Here is a 14,421-nt window from a genome sequence, read left to right on the forward strand (position 1 = left end):
CCCGTCCGGGAGCCGTTCAGCACGCGTGCCGACGGCCTGTTCGGAGGACGTACGGGCAAGGGGGCCCGGTCAGCCGAAGGCGTAGGCCACGGCGGTGGCCGCGCCCAGTGCCGCGCCGGCCACGACCTGGGCGACCGAGTGGTAGCGCAGGGCCACCCGGGACCAGCACACGGCCGCGGTCAGCGTGCCGGCCGCCAGCCACCACGGGGAGTGCACCGCGGAGAGCAGGGCGACCACCGCCGAGGCGACCGCGGCGTCCACCGAGATCTTCCAGACGGTGTTGACGGTCAGCAGGACGACCGTCATCGCCCACAGGGCGAGCATCGCGAGGAGGATCCCCGTGGGCGCGTGCCCCAGCACCATGACCAGCGAGCCGGCGCCGATGGAGCCGAGGATGACGAAGAAGATCGGGGCGCGTTTGGTGCGGTCGACGACATGGCGGTCGCCCCAGGTGCCCCGCTTGCGCTCCCATTCGATGTAGCCCGCGGGGACGAGCCCGGCGCAGAGCGCGCCGAGGAAGCCCCAGAGCAGTCCGGTCCAGTCGCCCGCGGCGGCCAGCCCGACGCCGAGCATGCCGGCCAGCAGGGTGTTGCGGGGCTGGAGCGCGTCGGTGACGGTGCGGGCCGCGGAGGCCGTGGCGGTCGCCGGGGGCGACGGGGGGACGGGGGCCGGCGGGGTGCCGGTGGGGTCCGAGGGGACCGTCGCCCGCGTTCCGGCACCGTTCCCGGTGGCACCGTTCCCGGTGGCACTGTCCCCGGCGGTGCTGTCCCCGGTGGTGGTGCTCATGCTGTCCTCGCTTCCTTTCCCTGCTCCTGTGCGCACTCCGCCGTTGCTCCAGCGGACGGCAGGAGCCGGCGGACACGTGCTTCGGTGATCGTCCGGCAGGCGTCGGCGACCCGCACCAGCCGGGCCACCTCGCCGTCCTGGTCGGTGGCCGTCTCCCCGTCCTGCTCGGCGGTGTGCTGGGCCGCCACCGCGGCGGCGGGCCCGGCGGGTGCCCCGGACGCCTTGGCGGCGAGCGCGGCCCTGATCCAGTAGGCGTCGGTCAGCGGGCCCGTCCGGCGCGGGTCCCGGGTGTCCTCGGCGGCCGCCCGCGCGGCGGCCGGGAGCAGACCGTCGGGCACGTAGTGCCGCAACTTCTCGACCGCGTCCGCGATATCGGCGGCCCACCGGTCGATCCGGAGGTCCGCGGGGGTGTCGAACCGGGTCAGCTCGCGGGCCAGCGACCCGGGCGGGTCGAAGGGCTGGTCGGGGAAGGCGGCCATCAACTCGTACCAGAGCGCGTGCAGTTTCACCTGGGCCCGCCACAGCTTCGCCCGGTGCGCGCCCTTGCTGAAGGCCGGGATCGAGGCACCGACCGCGAAGAACGCGAACAGCACCAGCTGCGCCGCCTCGGTGATCTCGTCGAACCGCAGGGCGAAGTCCTCGCTCGGCCGGTCCACCACACTGACCCACAGGAACAGGGTCCGGCTGACGGTGTAGCCGACGCCGATGAACATCGCGAAGGTCATCATCCCCAGGCCCACACGGAGATGGCGCAGCCGCGCGTCGGCGGTGGCCAGGGCCCACTGGTAGGCGCACACGGCGGAGGCGGCGCCCAGGTAGAGGTAGAAGACGCTCATGTAGAGCGTGGCGCCCCACTGTCCCGCGTGGTCGGAGACGAAACGGTCCGAGGGCACGGAGCGGTCGACGACGGTGAAGAAGAGCACGGTCAGCAGGATCAGCGTCGCCACGGACGCCTTGGCCGCGATCTGCTGGACGAGACGGGCGAACCGGACGTGCCGGGGGACGCCGTCCGCGTCGGGGTAGCGGCCGTAGATGGCGACGATGTAGCTGAGGATGGCCAGAATCGCGATGGTCGCCGTGTAGTGCTTGATCAGTACGGCGAGGTCGGTCACGGCGCTGTTGTTGAGGCCGATACGGACGGCCCGGGTCTTGGTCCACAGGGCGACGGCGAATCCGGCGTAGCAGCCCCACAGGGCCCGTCGGCGTTTGTCCTCCTCGTCGCCCCACAGGGCTGCGGGCATGCGCCACAGGGCAACGGCCGTCATCAGGCCGGCTATCAGGTAGCCGGCGAGATCGAGGGGGGTCACGGCGGTCTTCGTTCCTCGGGGTCGGGGGTCGGGGGTCGGTTTCGGAGCGGGGCTCAGGGCACGAGGGCCGGGCACGAGGGCCGGGCGTGGGGGTCTCGCGCGGGATCACGGACGTCGGGCGGCGATGTCACGTGTCACATGAGTCAGGGATGCGGGGTCATGTGCCGTCCGTGCGTCGGAACAGGCCGCGGCGGCGGTGCGCCACGGGGCGGGACAGGGAGTTGGCCAGCCGCCCCACCATGTCATCGGTGGTCATGTCCCTGGCCATCCGGGGGATCAGCGAGGCACCGAATTCGGCCATGCGCTCGTCATGGGTGTCGTACTGGGCGCGGGCCTGGACCGTGCTGCCGTCCGCCCGGAACGCGTCGGCGACCGCGGGCGAGACCATCCGGGCGATCAGCGAGGTGTCGAAGACCGGGAGAAGCGTGCGGAGCTGGTCCGCGGAAAGCGTGGTTCCGTGGTCGAACCACTCATGGCACAGCTCATGCAGGATGACGTGCTGGGTCTGGTACGCGGACGGCCGCCGCCGGTAGAGCACGAAGCTGGTGTCGCCCGCCTTCAGGCGTAGTCCGCAGGCGGCGTTGACGCGCGCCAGACGGTCCGGCATCTCGTGCAGACGGATGGTGCGGCCGCGTGCCGCCTCCATGTTCGCCACCAGCCGCGGCAGGGAGAAAGGGGTCGGGATGGGCAGGTCGGCCAGCCCCGACTCGCACTCCTTGCGCAGTTCGCGCAGAGACATGGCGCTCCCGCCGCCTACGCTGCGGGGCCGGGGCCGGGGCCGGGGCCGGGGCCGGGGCTGCCGGTGCCGTCGCCGGTGTCCCCGTGGCCGGGGGCCCTGTCCCGGCTCCTGGTGGCGTCCTCCAGCAGGGACAGCGCGAACTGCAGCAGCTCCGGGGAGAGTCCGTCGTCGCCGATTCCCCGTCCCGCCAGCCCGCTGATCTCCCCCGTACGCCGCTTGGCGAGGAACTGCAGCCCGGCCACGACGTCGTCGACGACGTCGGACTCCTCCTTGAAGAAGTGCCAGTCCACGCCGAACCCCAGGCCGAGCGCCTTGAGGATCTCCTCGGACGGCTGGGTGACCTTGCCGGCGAGGATGTTGGAGAAGTAGCTGTGCGAGAGCGACCCGCCGCGCTCCCTGACCAGCTCCGCGAAGACCCGGCCCGAGATCTTCTGGCCGGGGAAGGTCTTCTCGACCATGTACTCGACCTTCTGGCGCAATGACTTCAGTTCCGGCGTGCGCTCTTCACTGTTGTCCATTGCCATCCGGGCCCCCACGATCACGTCCGCCGCAGAGCGCTCGGTCGTGCGCCGCGCGGTGTTCGATTCGGTCAACGGGCTCGTACTGTAACCAACCCCGACAGGGATCCCGCAGCGCGGGTGACGAAGCGGACCAATCCACTCCGGAGCCGGAAGTGAGCTTGCGCAAACACTCTACGTCACTGTTAACTCGAAAAAACATGGGCAGGGGACCACGAGGGGAGTCCCTTGCCCATGATTCTTCGGGGTTGTCGGCGCAATGCGCGGCGAGTGCGGCGCGGCGCCCCGGTGACGCGCGGTCCCTGTCCGGTAAGCGCATCGGCGCGGGATATCCGGAGTCTTGAACTCCGTTTGTTCCGGCCGGACATGGGTGTAGCCCTTCACGACGGGGGATGCGTGAAGGGCTACGCGTGCATTATGACCCTTGCTTCACCTGGCGACAACTGACCGGTCGGTCAGCTGTGTTGAACGGCCCTCCGTCCGTCCCGCCCCCGGCGCGGGAAATCTGTTCCGGCCGCGATAGACATGGCGTTCTCGTACGATTAGGGTTTCTTGTACGGTCAAGCTAAAACAGTGGTACGCGGCAGTGGGACACCCTGGAGGCGTACGACGCCGGGCCCCCTGTCATGTGCGGCAGAACATGTGTGACAGAAGAGGTGCAGATGACCCCGGAAACCCCCTCGCACGCCACCGATCGGCTCGATGACGACGACTACCCCGCGTACACCATGGGGCGCGCCGCGGAGATGATCGGTGCGACACCGGGTTTCCTGCGGGCGATCGGCGAGGCCCGCCTGATCACCCCGCTGCGTTCCGAGGGCGGCCACCGCCGCTACTCCCGCTACCAGCTGCGCATCGCCGCCCGCGCCCGTGAGCTGGTCGACGCCGGGACACCGATCGAGGCCGCCTGCCGGATCGTCATCCTGGAGGACCAGCTCGAAGAGGCGCTGCGCCTCAACGAGGAGCTGCGCCGGCCGGCCGGCTCCTGAACATATCTGTATTCGCGAGCACAGGATTTTGCGCAATGCGCGGGGAGGGTTTATGTTCCGCGCGGCGGAGTGATATTACGTACAGCGCTCTTCCCCTCGCATCGTGCTACGGTTGATCTCAGTTGCAGTTGTGGTTCCCAAAAACTTCAAGTGCTCTCGCCGGTTCTGTACCGGTGGGTGCGCTTTTGTATTTCCGGTGCTTTCCGGACGGGGTAATCATCGCGGCGACGTGGGGCTCGCACAGTGTGGGCCCACGGGCACTGCCCCGAAGGAGATATGACATGGCTACTGGCACCGTGAAGTGGTTCAACGCGGAAAAGGGCTTCGGATTCATCGAGCAGGACGGCGGCGGCGCCGACGTCTTCGCCCACTACTCGAACATCGCCGCCCAGGGCTTCCGTGAGCTCCAGGAAGGCCAGAAGGTGAACTTCGACGTCACGCAGGGTCAGAAGGGCCCGCAGGCCGAGAACATCACCCCCGCCTGATCACTCAGGTTGTACTGCGCAGCTGGGGCCCGCACCTTGGGGTGCGGGCCCCAGCTCGTTGTCGTTTCCGGGGTACGCCTGGCGCGTCCCCGTCCGAAGCCATGTCCGGTGCGGTGATTCCCGGCGGCAGGGCTTCGTTTTCTTTTGTCATTTCATCGGCTCGTTCTTGCGATTCTGGGTGCTGTTTTCGGGCTCCCGCACAAAAAGAATCCCTCGATACGTGCCCCACATCGAGGAAAGGTTCTGCATGAACCGCGAACGCGCACCCCGCACGAACGACCGATATTCCCGGACCCGCTCGGGCGGATCCACCGGCAGCCGCACGGGAGGTGCCCCCAGGTACTCCGGCGGCGCGCCCCAGCGTTCCGGCGGCGGACCGAAGCGTTCCGGTGGCTATGGCCGCCGGCCCGCCGCGAAGCAGGGGGAATTCGCCCTGCCGGTCACCATCACTCCGGCGCTGCCCGCAGCGGCCGCCTTCGACGAGCTGGACATGCCGGCCTCGCTCAAGGCGGCTCTCGTCGCCGAGGGCATGACGGTCCCGTTCCCCATCCAGGCGGCCACCCTGCCGAACTCGCTGGCCGGCCGGGACGTCCTGGGCCGCGGCCGGACCGGCTCGGGCAAGACGCTCGCCTTCGGCCTGGCTCTGCTGGCCCGTACGGAGGGTCGGCGCGCCGACGCCCGCCGCCCGCTGGCGCTGGTCCTCGTCCCCACCCGGGAACTGGCCCAGCAGGTCACCGACGCGCTGACCCCGTACGCCCGCTCGCTCAAGCTGCGCCTCGCCACCGTCGTCGGCGGCATGTCGATCGGCCGGCAGGCCAGCGCGCTGCGCGGCGGTGCCGAAGTCGTGGTCGCCACTCCGGGGCGGCTCAAGGACCTCATCGAGCGCGGTGACTGCCGGCTGGACCGGGTCACGATCACCGTTCTCGACGAGGCCGACCAGATGGCCGACATGGGCTTCATGCCCCAGGTCACCGAGCTGCTCGACCAGGTGAATCCGGAGGGGCAGCGGATGCTCTTCTCGGCCACTCTCGACCGCAACGTCGACCTCCTGGTCCGCCGCTACCTGCACGACCCGGTCGTCCACTCCGTGGACCCCGCGGCCGGGGCCGTGACGACGATGGAGCACCACGTGCTCTACGTCCAGGGCTCCGACAAGTACGCCACGACCACGGAGATCGCGGCCCGCGACGGCCGCGTCATCATGTTCCTGGACACCAAGCACGCCGTGGACAAGCTGACCGACCACCTGCTGCACAGCGGTGTCCGGGCGGCCGCGCTGCACGGCGGCAAGTCGCAGCCGCAGCGCACCCGCACCCTGGAGCGGTTCAAGACCGGGCACGTTACGGTCCTGGTCGCCACGAACGTCGCCGCCCGCGGAATCCACGTCGACAACCTCGACCTCGTCGTGAACGTCGACCCGCCCAGCGACCACAAGGACTACCTGCACCGCGGCGGCCGTACCGCCCGCGCCGGGGAGTCGGGCAGCGTCGTCACGCTCGTCCTGCCGAACCAGCGCCGCGACATGACGCGCCTGATGGCGGATGCCGGGATCACCCCGCAGGTGGCCCAGGTCCGTTCCGGTGAGGCCGAGCTGAGCCGGATCACGGGTGCGCAGGCGCCCTCGGGCGTCCCCGTCGTCATCACCGCACCGCCGAAGGAGCGTTCCAGGAGCGGCGGCGGCGCGTTCATGGGCCGTGGCACCAAGCGCGGCGGCGGCGCTCCCTCGCGGGGACGCCGTCCGGGCCAGCCCACCCCGGAGGCGCGGGCGGCCGCCGCGCAGCGCCGGAACAACCGCGCCGCGTAGCGGGCGGGGCCGCGCGGGCGGCCGGGCGACGGCACGGCCGGCACGGGACAGGCCGGCGGGGACGGGCGGGACCGCCGTCCCCGCCGATGGTTTCGTGCCATCGGGTGCGATGGGTTTCGTACCGCCGTCTTCTCCTGGCAGTCTCGTACCGGCGGTCCCGTACCGGCGGTCCCGTACCGGCGGTCCTCCCTTGGCGGTTCCCCGCCGCCGGCAGTTCCCCTGGCAGTTCCCCTGGCAGTTCCCCCTGGCAGTTCCCGTCCGGTTTCTCTCGACCCGACCCTGTTGAGGCACCATGCGCTGTGTCATCGCCCGCTTCCCCTTCGATCTGTTCAAGAACGAAGTGGAGGATTCGATGAAGGGCATCAAGCCCGAACCCGTCACCGGAGACGCCGTCGTCATCAGCCGCCGCGTCTACCCCGTCAAGCAGGTCGGGGAAGTGATCACCCGGCAGGACCGCCGTGACTTCACCGCCGCCGAGGTGACCAGGGCGCTGACCCGCCTCGGTTTCACCTGCCGTACGGCCCAGGCGGCCGTGCCCGCACCCGCGCTCACCCCGCTGGAAGCGGCGTCCGCGATGCTCGGGACGCCGGCGCCCGCACCGGAGCCGCTGCTCCCCCTCCCGGATCCGCAGCCCGCGCCGGGACTCGGCCGGATGTGAGTCAGGCCGGGTCCTCCCGGTCGCTGTACGTACGGGCCCCGCGGGCCGGATCGGCCATCGGGCCACCGGCCGGCGGGGCCCGTACGGCTGTCGGGGCCCGACAGCGGCGGCGACGACAGCGGCGGGGGCTCACACCGGCGGGGACTCACACCGGCGGGGGATGTCGTGTAACAAGCGCACCGCCGAACGGGTGGGATCGCGCGTGTCGCCTCTGTGGACAGGGGGAGGATCGGCGGCATGAAGACCAAGCTCACCGCGCTCGGCGTGACGGTTCTCGCCGTCGTGCTGCCCGCCGCCGGAACCGCGTACGCCGACGAGACCCACACGAACGCGCACAACGGTCCTCAGGTGGCGTTGATCTCCACCGGCCAGATCGACGATCCGCTGGAGGACGTCCTGGAGCACGCGGCGGTGCTCGGCACCACGAGCGTCGTCGACTGAGACCGCAGGACGTACGTCAGCCGGCCGCCCCGACGCGCTTCTGCCGCGCCCAGTTCAGCCGCGGCTCCACCACGGGCCGCAGTACCCGCCGGACGGGCGGTGTGCACAGGAGGGTCACCGCCGCCGCGCCGCCGACGGTCACCGCGACCGTACCCAGGGGGGTCGAGAGGAACGGTTCGTCGTAGAGGCCCCGGTAGAGCGCGGTGCGGATGACGAAGCCGTGCAGCAGATAGCCGTAGAGGGTGCAGGTCCCGAGCGCGCTCATCCAGGACCGGCGGTTCGGCACCCAGGCGAGGAAGCACGCTCCGAGCACCACGGCACAGCCGAACAGGATCAGCGTCGCCAGCGGCCCCGCCCACGCGGGCGATCCGAGCTCCTGCGCGCTGTACTGCCGGTAGAACCAGAGCGTCGACACCCGCGGCACCGCCCAGTACGCCGCGAGCAGGGCGAGTGCGAACACCGGGACGGACAGGACACGCACCCGGGTGCCGCGCACGAGGTCGAAGTGGTGGGGCCGCAGCCGCAGGCCGAGCACGTAGAACGGCAGGAACTGGAGCATGCGCTGCACCTGCATCCCCTGGTCGATGCCCAGGGACATCGAGGCCAGAGCCGCTACCCCCAGGGCCACGGCCACCGGAGCGCGGACGGCCTGCCAGAGCGGTGTGGACAGGCGCCAGAAGAACAGGGCGGGCAGGAACCACAGCAGCCAGTAGGGGGCGAACAGCGACGGGAACACCGAGACGGCGGGGTCGCCCACGGCGCGGTGGAAGTACGCGAAGACGACGTCGAAGACGGCGTACGGGACGAGGATCCCGGTGACCAGCTTCCACACCCGCTCGGGCCGCAGTTCGAAGCCGCGGGAGAAGTAGCCCGCGATCATGATGAACACCGGCATGTGGAAGGTGTAGACGAAGGTGTACGCCGTCTCCACCAGCCGGCCGCTGTCCGGCAGCGGCTCCCAGGCGTGGCCCATCGCCACCAGCACGATGGCCAGGTACTTCGCGTTGTCGAAGAAGTGGTCGCGCCCGGCCGTACGTCCGCCCGCGGCCCCCTTACCGGGAGCTGCGGAGCGCGGCGGCTCGGGGGCCGGTGAGGTCTGCGAGGTCAGGGAGGACACGCCGACACCCTAAGGGCCGGCCCGTGATCCCCGGCGGGCGCGGGAGAGCTTTCAACGGCCGTCCCGCGTCCCTTCGCCTTTCCCTCGCCTTTCCCCCTTCCCTTCCCCTCTCCCCTCTCTCCCCTCCGCTTCCAGGTGCGGCATGATCCGGTCCAGCGGGCGCGGGGTCCACCAGGCGGCCCGGCCCAGCAGGGTCATCACGGCGGGCACCAGCAGCAGCCGGACGACGGTGGCGTCGATCAGCACGCTGGCGGCCAGGCCGAGGCCGAGCATCTTCACCACGATGTTGTCGCTGATGACGAACGCCGCGAAGACGCTGACCATGATGAGCGCCGCGCAGGTGATGACGCGGGCGGTGATCTCCAGCGCGTGCGCCACGCTCGCCCTGGGGTCCCCGGTGCGCAGCCACGCCTCGTGGATGCGGGAGAGCAGGAAGATCTCGTAGTCCATGCTGAGCCCGAAGACGATGGCGAACATCATCATCGGTACGTAGCTCTCGATCGGGACGTCCCCCGAGACCCCCAGCGCCGGGCCGCCCCAGCCCCACTGGAAGACGGCCACCACGACCCCGTACGAGGCCGCGATCGACAGGACGTTCAGTACGGCGGCCTTGACGGCGACGAGCAGCCCGCGGAACACGACGAGGATGACGAGGAAGGCGAGGGCGACGACGACCGCGATGATCAGGGGCAGCCTGCTGGCGACGATGTCCAGGAAGTCGACCTGGGCGGCGGTCGTGCCGGTCACATAGGTGCTCGCCCCGGTGCCGGAGACGGCCTGCGGGAGGACATCGTCGGTCAGCCGGTTCACCAGGCCGGTGGTGCGCGCGTCCTGCGGGGCGGCGACCGAGTACGCGGTGCCGGTCAGCACGTCGCCGTCCGAGGTGGCGGTGAGTGGGGTGATCACGGCGGCGTCCGGCACCCCGGTGAGCGCCTTCTGGGCCTGGTCCGCCAGCGCGGAGCGGTCGGACTGCGGGACCGCGCTCTGGTCGATCACCAGCGTCAGCGGACCGTTCGAACCGGGGCCGAAGGCGGTGGACATCAGGTCGAAGGCGCGCCGGTCGGTGAAGGACTTCGGGTCGGCGCCGTCCCCGATGTGACCGAGCTGGATGAAGAAGACCGGGAAGGCGAGGACGGCCAGGACGACCACACCGCCGCCCAGGAACCACCACGGGCGCCGCTCCACCCGCTGCGCGTACCGGTGCCAGCCGCCGTGCGCCTCCTCGCCGGGTGCCGCGTCGGTCTCCGCGACGGGGGTCCGCACCCGCAGCCGGTCGATGTGCCGCCCGATCAGCCCCAGGATGGCCGGCACCAGGGTGAGCGCCCCGATCACGGCGGTGACCACGGTGACCGCCGCGGCGAGGCCGAGCTTGCCGATGAAGCCGATGCCGGAGACCCACAGCCCGGACAGGGCGATGATCACCGTGCAGCCGGAGAACAGGACGGCCCGGCCACTGGTGGCGGCGGCGTTCCCGGCGGCGGTCAGCGGGTCCTCGCCGTCGATGAGGTTCTGCCGGTGCCGGGTGACGAGGAACAGCGCGTAGTCGATGCCGACGCCGATGCCGATCATCGTGGCGAGCGTCGGTGAGACGGTGGCGAAGGTGGCCGTGGCGGCCAGCAGCCCCAGCAGGGCCAGCCCGCACACGGCGCAGACCAGCGCGGTCACCAGCGGGAGCACGGCGGCGAGCAGACTGCCGAAGCCGATCAGGAGCACCAGGATCGCCACGCCGAAGCCGATGGCCTCGCTGGTGCGGTCGTCGGCCTCGGGCCTGGCCAGTTCGCCGAGCGGCCCGCCGTACTCCACCTCGACGCCCGCGGCCCGCAGCGGCTGGACGGCGTCGTCGACCCCGTCCAGGTACGAGGGGTCGAGGGTGGACGGCTGCACGCTGAACCGGACGGTGATGTACGCGGTTTTTCCGTCGGTGGAGAGCGGCCCGGTGTTCGGTGTGCCGGTGGGCGGCGGGGGCGGCGTCGAGCCGGACGGCGGGAGCGGGTTCTGGACCGAGAGCACGTCGGGGAGCTTCTGGAGGTCGGCGACGGCTGTGGAGACCTGGTCGCCGACCTCGCTGAGCGCCTTGGTCCCGTCGTGCAGCACCACCTGGCTGCTGTAGCCGCCGGCGGTGGGCGCGTGCGCCCTGAGTACGTCGAGGCCGTCCTGCGACTGGGTTCCGGGGAGCGAGAAGTCGTCGGAGTAGTCACCGCCGTACGCGTGCTGGAGGACCTGGAGCCCGGCGAGGGCGGCCAGCCACAGCACGAGGACGATCACGAAGTGCCGGGCGCACCATTGCCCGGTCCGGCACAGTACGCCGGTGCGGCGGTGGGCGGAGGGGCCCGGCGCCCGGGGCCCGGGGGCCTGTGTCGACGGCATGGAGGGGGCTCCCGCTCCCGGAGAGGGGCACCTCGGGCGGGTGCCTCGGACACTCCGTATTCAAGGGCGGTTGCCGGGATGCGGCACCCCGGTGCGGGGGAACGGGTGACGGGCGGCGGGCGTGGCCGCAGGGACGCGCCGCTCCGACGGGTACCGCGACAGGTACCCCGACGGGAACCCTGACGGGTTAGCACCACCCCGGGTGTCGGGCCTGCCGCATGGAAAACGGAAACACCGTCAACAACCCTTGCCACATGACGACTTGTACGCGAAAGGCCCTCCTGCTGGCTCTCTCCGCCACCGCCGTCGCCTCGGCGCTGGCCACCTCCGTCACTCCGGTGGCCCACGCCGGGCCTCGGGCCTCCCCGCCCTCCTCCCCGCCCTCCCTCGTCTGGCACGGGTGCGAGCTGCCCGACGGTACGGCCGGTGCCGAGGGGCAGCAGTGCGCGGAGCTGCCCGTACCGCTGGACTACCGGAACCCGGACGGCCGTACGCTCACCGTCGCCGTGACCCGGCTGCGCAGCGACCGGCCCCAGGCGCGGCGCGGGACGCTGCTCGTGATCGCCGGCGGGCCGGGCGGGTCGGGCGTGGAGCGTCTCGCGCGGAAGGGGGAGGCGTTGCGGGCGGCCACGGAAGGGGCGTACGACCTGGTGAGCCTGGATCCGCGCGGCGTCGGGGGCAGCACCCGGGCCGGCTGCGGAACCGCGGACGCGGACCGCCAGTTGGTGACCCTGCGGGCCTGGCCGGGGGCGGACGGGGACATCACGGCGAACGCCGACCGGTCCCGGCGCGTCGCCGAGGCCTGTGCCCGCAACGGGGGCGAGGTCCTGCGCTCCTTCTCCACGCGGAACGAGGTCCGCGACATCGACCGGTTCCGGCAGGCGCTGGGCGAGGAGAAACTGTCGGCCTGGGGCAGCTCGTACGGGACCTATGTCGGCGCGGTCTACGCCCAGAAGTACCCGCGGCACACGGACCGTTGGGTCCTGGACAGCAACGGCGACCCGGACCCGGCGCGGGTCGCGCACGGCTGGATGCGGAACATGGCCGTGGGCGCCGCCGACCGCTTCCCGGACTTCGCGGCCTGGGCCTCGGACCCGGCCCGCGAGCAGCAGGGCCTGCGGCTGGCCGAACGGGCCGAGGACGTACAGCCGTTGGTCCTCTCCCTGGCCCGGGAGCTGGACCGGGAGCCGAGGGAGTCGGATGTGCCCGGCCTCCCGCTGACCGGCAACCGGCTGCGGCAGGCGGTGCAGAGCGCCCTGTTCGGCGACGGCGCGTTCGCTCCGCTGGCCGGGATGATCCGGGCGGCGCTCGACCCGCAGGGGAGCCCGGTCCTGACGCCGGACCTGGTCCAGGTGGTCCCGGACGAGGACGCGGCGGTGATGGTCGCGGTGATCTGCAACGACGTGCGCTGGCCGGGGTCCGTCGCGGGGTACCGGCGGGAGGTGGCCGCCGACCGGCAGCGCTACCCGCTGACGGCCGGGATGCCCGCGAACATCACGCCGTGCGCGTTCTGGAAGGGCGCTCCGGCCGACCGCCCCACCCGGATCACCGACGAGGGCCCGTCCAACATCCTGATGATCCAGAGCCTGCGCGACCCCGCCACCCCGTACAGCGGCGCCCTGAAGATGCGCGGCGCGCTCGGGGAGCGGGCCAGGATGGTCACGGTCGGCCAGGGCGGGCACGGCATGTACCTGGGCGGCGGGAACGCGTGCGGGGACCGTACGGTCAGCGAATTCCTCGTCACCGGGCGGCGCCCGGCCCAGGACACGCACTGCGCGAACTGAACCGGACGGGATCGGACGGGATCGGACGGGATCGGACGGGGCTGGACGGGATCGGACGGGGCTGGACGGGATCGGGCGGGACACGGCCGGACCGGGGCCGTCCGGACCTGACCGGGCCGGACGGGGCGGGGTGGTAATCGGGTGATTCCGGATACTTTCTTGCTATACACGAGCGATGGAGCACCCCGGGACCCTCATCCTGATCATGGCCATGGCGGTCCTCGCGCCGCTGCTCTCCTATGCGGTCGGGCGCCGGTTCGCCGTCCCCATGGTCATCTTCGAGATCACGCTGGGCATCGTCATCGGACCGGATGTGCTCGGCTGGGCCCATCACGACGCGGTCATCGACGCGCTCTCCGACCTGGGCCTGTCCATGCTGATCTTCCTGGCCGGGTACGAGATCCAGTTCGGCGCCGTCCGCGGTGACACCCTGCGGCGCTCGGGTTGGGCGTGGGTGATCTCGTTCGCGGCCGGACTCGGCGTCGCCCTGGCGCTGTCCGGGGCGGACCTCGCGAAGAGCCTCGTCATCGGCACCGCGCTCACCAGCACCGCGCTCGGCGCCGTCCTGCCGATCCTGCGTGACGCGGGGCGCCTGGAGGGCCGCTTCGGCACGGTGGTGATGGCGTTCGGCGCGGTCGGAGAGTTCGGCCCGATCATCGCGATGGCCCTGCTGTTCAGCGGCCGCAGCCCCGGGGCGGCCGGGGCGGTGCTGGCCGCGTTCGCCGTGGTCACCGCCGGGGCGGTGTTCTGGGCGATGCGGCCCCGGCCGCCGTGGTTCGCCCGGATCATCGCCCACACCCTGCACAGCAGCGGTCAGTTCGCCGTCCGCTTCGTGATGCTGGTGCTCGCCGGGATGCTCGGCCTGTCCCATGTCTTCGGCCTGGACACCCTGCTCGGCGCCTTCGCCGCCGGGATGCTGACCCGGCTGGTGCTCCAGGGGGCGGTGCCCGACAGCAGTACGGAGATCCTCGGCCGGATCGAGGCCATGGGCTTCGGCTTCCTCGTGCCGTTCTTCTACATCGTCACCGGCATCGACTTCGACCTCGCGGCGCTCCTGGACGGCGGCCGTCCGCTGCTGCTCCTGCCGGTCTTCCTGCTGCTCTTCCTGGTGGTCAGGGGCGGTCCGGTGTATCTGCTCGCGCCGCGTGACCTGGCGGGCGGACCCCGTCGGCCGGCTCTGGCGCTGTTCGCGTCGACCTGTCTGCCGCTCGTCGTCGCGATCACCACCATCGGCCTGGACGAGAAGGTGCTCGGAGCGGGCGAGGGCGCCGCGCTGGTCGGTGCCGCCATGGTGTCCGTGCTGACGTTCCCCCTGCTGGCCTTCCGGCTGCTGCGCCGGGGCAGGCCCGGCGAGGGGCCCGGCGCCCCGTCCCCCTCGGCGGAGGCGGCCGACCCCTGGTGAGCGGCTCGGGGGGAGCGGGCAGCG

At 71.6% G+C, this 14,421-nt stretch carries 13 protein-coding genes; 7 read left to right on the forward strand and 6 right to left on the reverse strand.

Annotated elements, in window-relative coordinates; genetic code table 11:
• Window positions 1-69 precede the first annotated feature (69 nt).
• From OHA98_RS01695 to OHA98_RS01710, 4 genes are all read right to left on the reverse strand, one after another.
• Entirely contained in the window at window positions 70-786 is a 717-nt protein-coding gene (locus OHA98_RS01695) for a hypothetical protein (protein ID WP_266922306.1), read from the reverse strand.
• Complete coding sequence (locus OHA98_RS01700; RefSeq protein ID WP_266922307.1) at window positions 783-2,093, reverse strand: MAB_1171c family putative transporter; 1,311 nt, start codon at window positions 2,091-2,093, stop codon at window positions 783-785. Before OHA98_RS01700 ends, OHA98_RS01695 begins: the two co-directional genes overlap by 4 nt.
• Before the next feature lie 157 nt (window positions 2,094-2,250).
• The gene (locus OHA98_RS01705; RefSeq protein ID WP_266922308.1) at window positions 2,251-2,832 is read right to left on the reverse strand and encodes a toxin; all 582 of its coding nucleotides are present in this window, start codon (window positions 2,830-2,832) and stop codon (window positions 2,251-2,253) included.
• A gap of 14 nt (window positions 2,833-2,846) precedes the next feature.
• Window positions 2,847-3,350 carry a hypothetical protein gene (locus OHA98_RS01710; protein WP_266927651.1) on the reverse strand — a complete coding sequence of 168 codons (504 nt, stop codon included), beginning with the start codon at window positions 3,348-3,350 and terminating at the stop codon, window positions 2,847-2,849.
• A gap of 662 nt (window positions 3,351-4,012) precedes the next feature.
• Here OHA98_RS01710 and OHA98_RS01715 point away from each other — a divergent pair.
• The 5 genes from OHA98_RS01715 to OHA98_RS01735 all read left to right on the forward strand — a co-directional run bounded on the left by OHA98_RS01715 (window position 4,013) and on the right by OHA98_RS01735 (window position 7,727).
• Window positions 4,013-4,339, forward strand: coding sequence for a MerR family transcriptional regulator (locus tag OHA98_RS01715; RefSeq protein ID WP_266922309.1), 327 nt, complete (start codon window positions 4,013-4,015; stop codon window positions 4,337-4,339).
• Window positions 4,340-4,620: 281 nt separating this feature from the next.
• The gene (locus tag OHA98_RS01720; protein ID WP_069572018.1) at window positions 4,621-4,824 is read left to right on the forward strand and encodes a cold-shock protein; all 204 of its coding nucleotides are present in this window, start codon (window positions 4,621-4,623) and stop codon (window positions 4,822-4,824) included.
• Window positions 4,825-5,071: 247 nt separating this feature from the next.
• A complete protein-coding gene (locus tag OHA98_RS01725) occupies window positions 5,072-6,628 on the forward strand; it encodes a DEAD/DEAH box helicase (protein WP_266922310.1) in 1,557 nt (518 codons plus the stop codon).
• 292 nt (window positions 6,629-6,920) lie between these two features.
• On the forward strand, window positions 6,921-7,286 hold the full coding sequence (locus OHA98_RS01730) for an SCO5918 family protein (RefSeq protein ID WP_266922311.1): 366 nt from the start codon (window positions 6,921-6,923) through the stop codon (window positions 7,284-7,286).
• 237 nt (window positions 7,287-7,523) lie between these two features.
• Window positions 7,524-7,727 carry a hypothetical protein gene (locus OHA98_RS01735; protein WP_266922312.1) on the forward strand — a complete coding sequence of 68 codons (204 nt, stop codon included), beginning with the start codon at window positions 7,524-7,526 and terminating at the stop codon, window positions 7,725-7,727.
• A 16-nt stretch (window positions 7,728-7,743) separates the two neighbouring features.
• On the opposite strand, the gene OHA98_RS01740 is transcribed toward OHA98_RS01735, so the two are convergent.
• Together OHA98_RS01740 and OHA98_RS01745 are read right to left on the reverse strand one after the other, a co-directional pair.
• On the reverse strand, window positions 7,744-8,844 hold the full coding sequence (locus OHA98_RS01740; protein WP_266922313.1) for an acyltransferase family protein: 1,101 nt from the start codon (window positions 8,842-8,844) through the stop codon (window positions 7,744-7,746).
• A 51-nt stretch (window positions 8,845-8,895) separates the two neighbouring features.
• Window positions 8,896-11,211 (reverse strand): MMPL family transporter, encoded by a 2,316-nt coding sequence (locus OHA98_RS01745; RefSeq protein WP_266922314.1) that lies wholly within the window; start codon window positions 11,209-11,211, stop codon window positions 8,896-8,898.
• Between the two features lie 254 nt (window positions 11,212-11,465).
• Here OHA98_RS01745 and OHA98_RS01750 point away from each other — a divergent pair, with 254 nt between their 5' ends.
• Both OHA98_RS01750 and OHA98_RS01755 read left to right on the forward strand, forming a co-directional pair.
• On the forward strand, window positions 11,466-12,995 hold the full coding sequence (locus tag OHA98_RS01750; protein WP_266922315.1) for an alpha/beta hydrolase: 1,530 nt from the start codon (window positions 11,466-11,468) through the stop codon (window positions 12,993-12,995).
• Window positions 12,996-13,170: 175 nt separating this feature from the next.
• Window positions 13,171-14,397, forward strand: coding sequence for a cation:proton antiporter (locus tag OHA98_RS01755; RefSeq protein ID WP_266922316.1), 1,227 nt, complete (start codon window positions 13,171-13,173; stop codon window positions 14,395-14,397).
• Window positions 14,398-14,421: the final 24 nt, after the last annotated feature.

It is taken from the genome of Streptomyces sp. NBC_00654 (assembly GCF_026341775.1).
Taxonomy (GTDB): Bacteria; Actinomycetota; Actinomycetes; order Streptomycetales; family Streptomycetaceae; genus Streptomyces.

What these genes read in the sequence shown, in the direction of transcription:
- OHA98_RS01695 (WP_266922306.1), bottom strand. Translation starts at nt 786, where the DNA reads ATGAGCACCACCACCGGGGACAGCACCGCCGGGGACAGTGCCACCGGG.
- OHA98_RS01705 (WP_266922308.1), bottom strand. Translation starts at nt 2,832, where the DNA reads ATGTCTCTGCGCGAACTGCGCAAGGAGTGCGAGTCGGGGCTGGCCGAC.
- OHA98_RS01710 (WP_266927651.1), bottom strand. Translation starts at nt 3,350, where the DNA reads ATGGACAACAGTGAAGAGCGCACGCCGGAACTGAAGTCATTGCGCCAG.
- OHA98_RS01715 (WP_266922309.1), top strand. Translation starts at nt 4,013, where the DNA reads ATGACCCCGGAAACCCCCTCGCACGCCACCGATCGGCTCGATGACGAC.
- OHA98_RS01720 (WP_069572018.1), top strand. Translation starts at nt 4,621, where the DNA reads ATGGCTACTGGCACCGTGAAGTGGTTCAACGCGGAAAAGGGCTTCGGA.
- OHA98_RS01725 (WP_266922310.1), top strand. Translation starts at nt 5,072, where the DNA reads ATGAACCGCGAACGCGCACCCCGCACGAACGACCGATATTCCCGGACC.
- OHA98_RS01730 (WP_266922311.1), top strand. Translation starts at nt 6,921, where the DNA reads ATGCGCTGTGTCATCGCCCGCTTCCCCTTCGATCTGTTCAAGAACGAA.
- OHA98_RS01735 (WP_266922312.1), top strand. Translation starts at nt 7,524, where the DNA reads ATGAAGACCAAGCTCACCGCGCTCGGCGTGACGGTTCTCGCCGTCGTG.
- OHA98_RS01745 (WP_266922314.1), bottom strand. Translation starts at nt 11,211, where the DNA reads ATGCCGTCGACACAGGCCCCCGGGCCCCGGGCGCCGGGCCCCTCCGCC.
- OHA98_RS01750 (WP_266922315.1), top strand. Translation starts at nt 11,466, where the DNA reads ATGACGACTTGTACGCGAAAGGCCCTCCTGCTGGCTCTCTCCGCCACC.
- OHA98_RS01755 (WP_266922316.1), top strand. Translation starts at nt 13,171, where the DNA reads ATGGAGCACCCCGGGACCCTCATCCTGATCATGGCCATGGCGGTCCTC.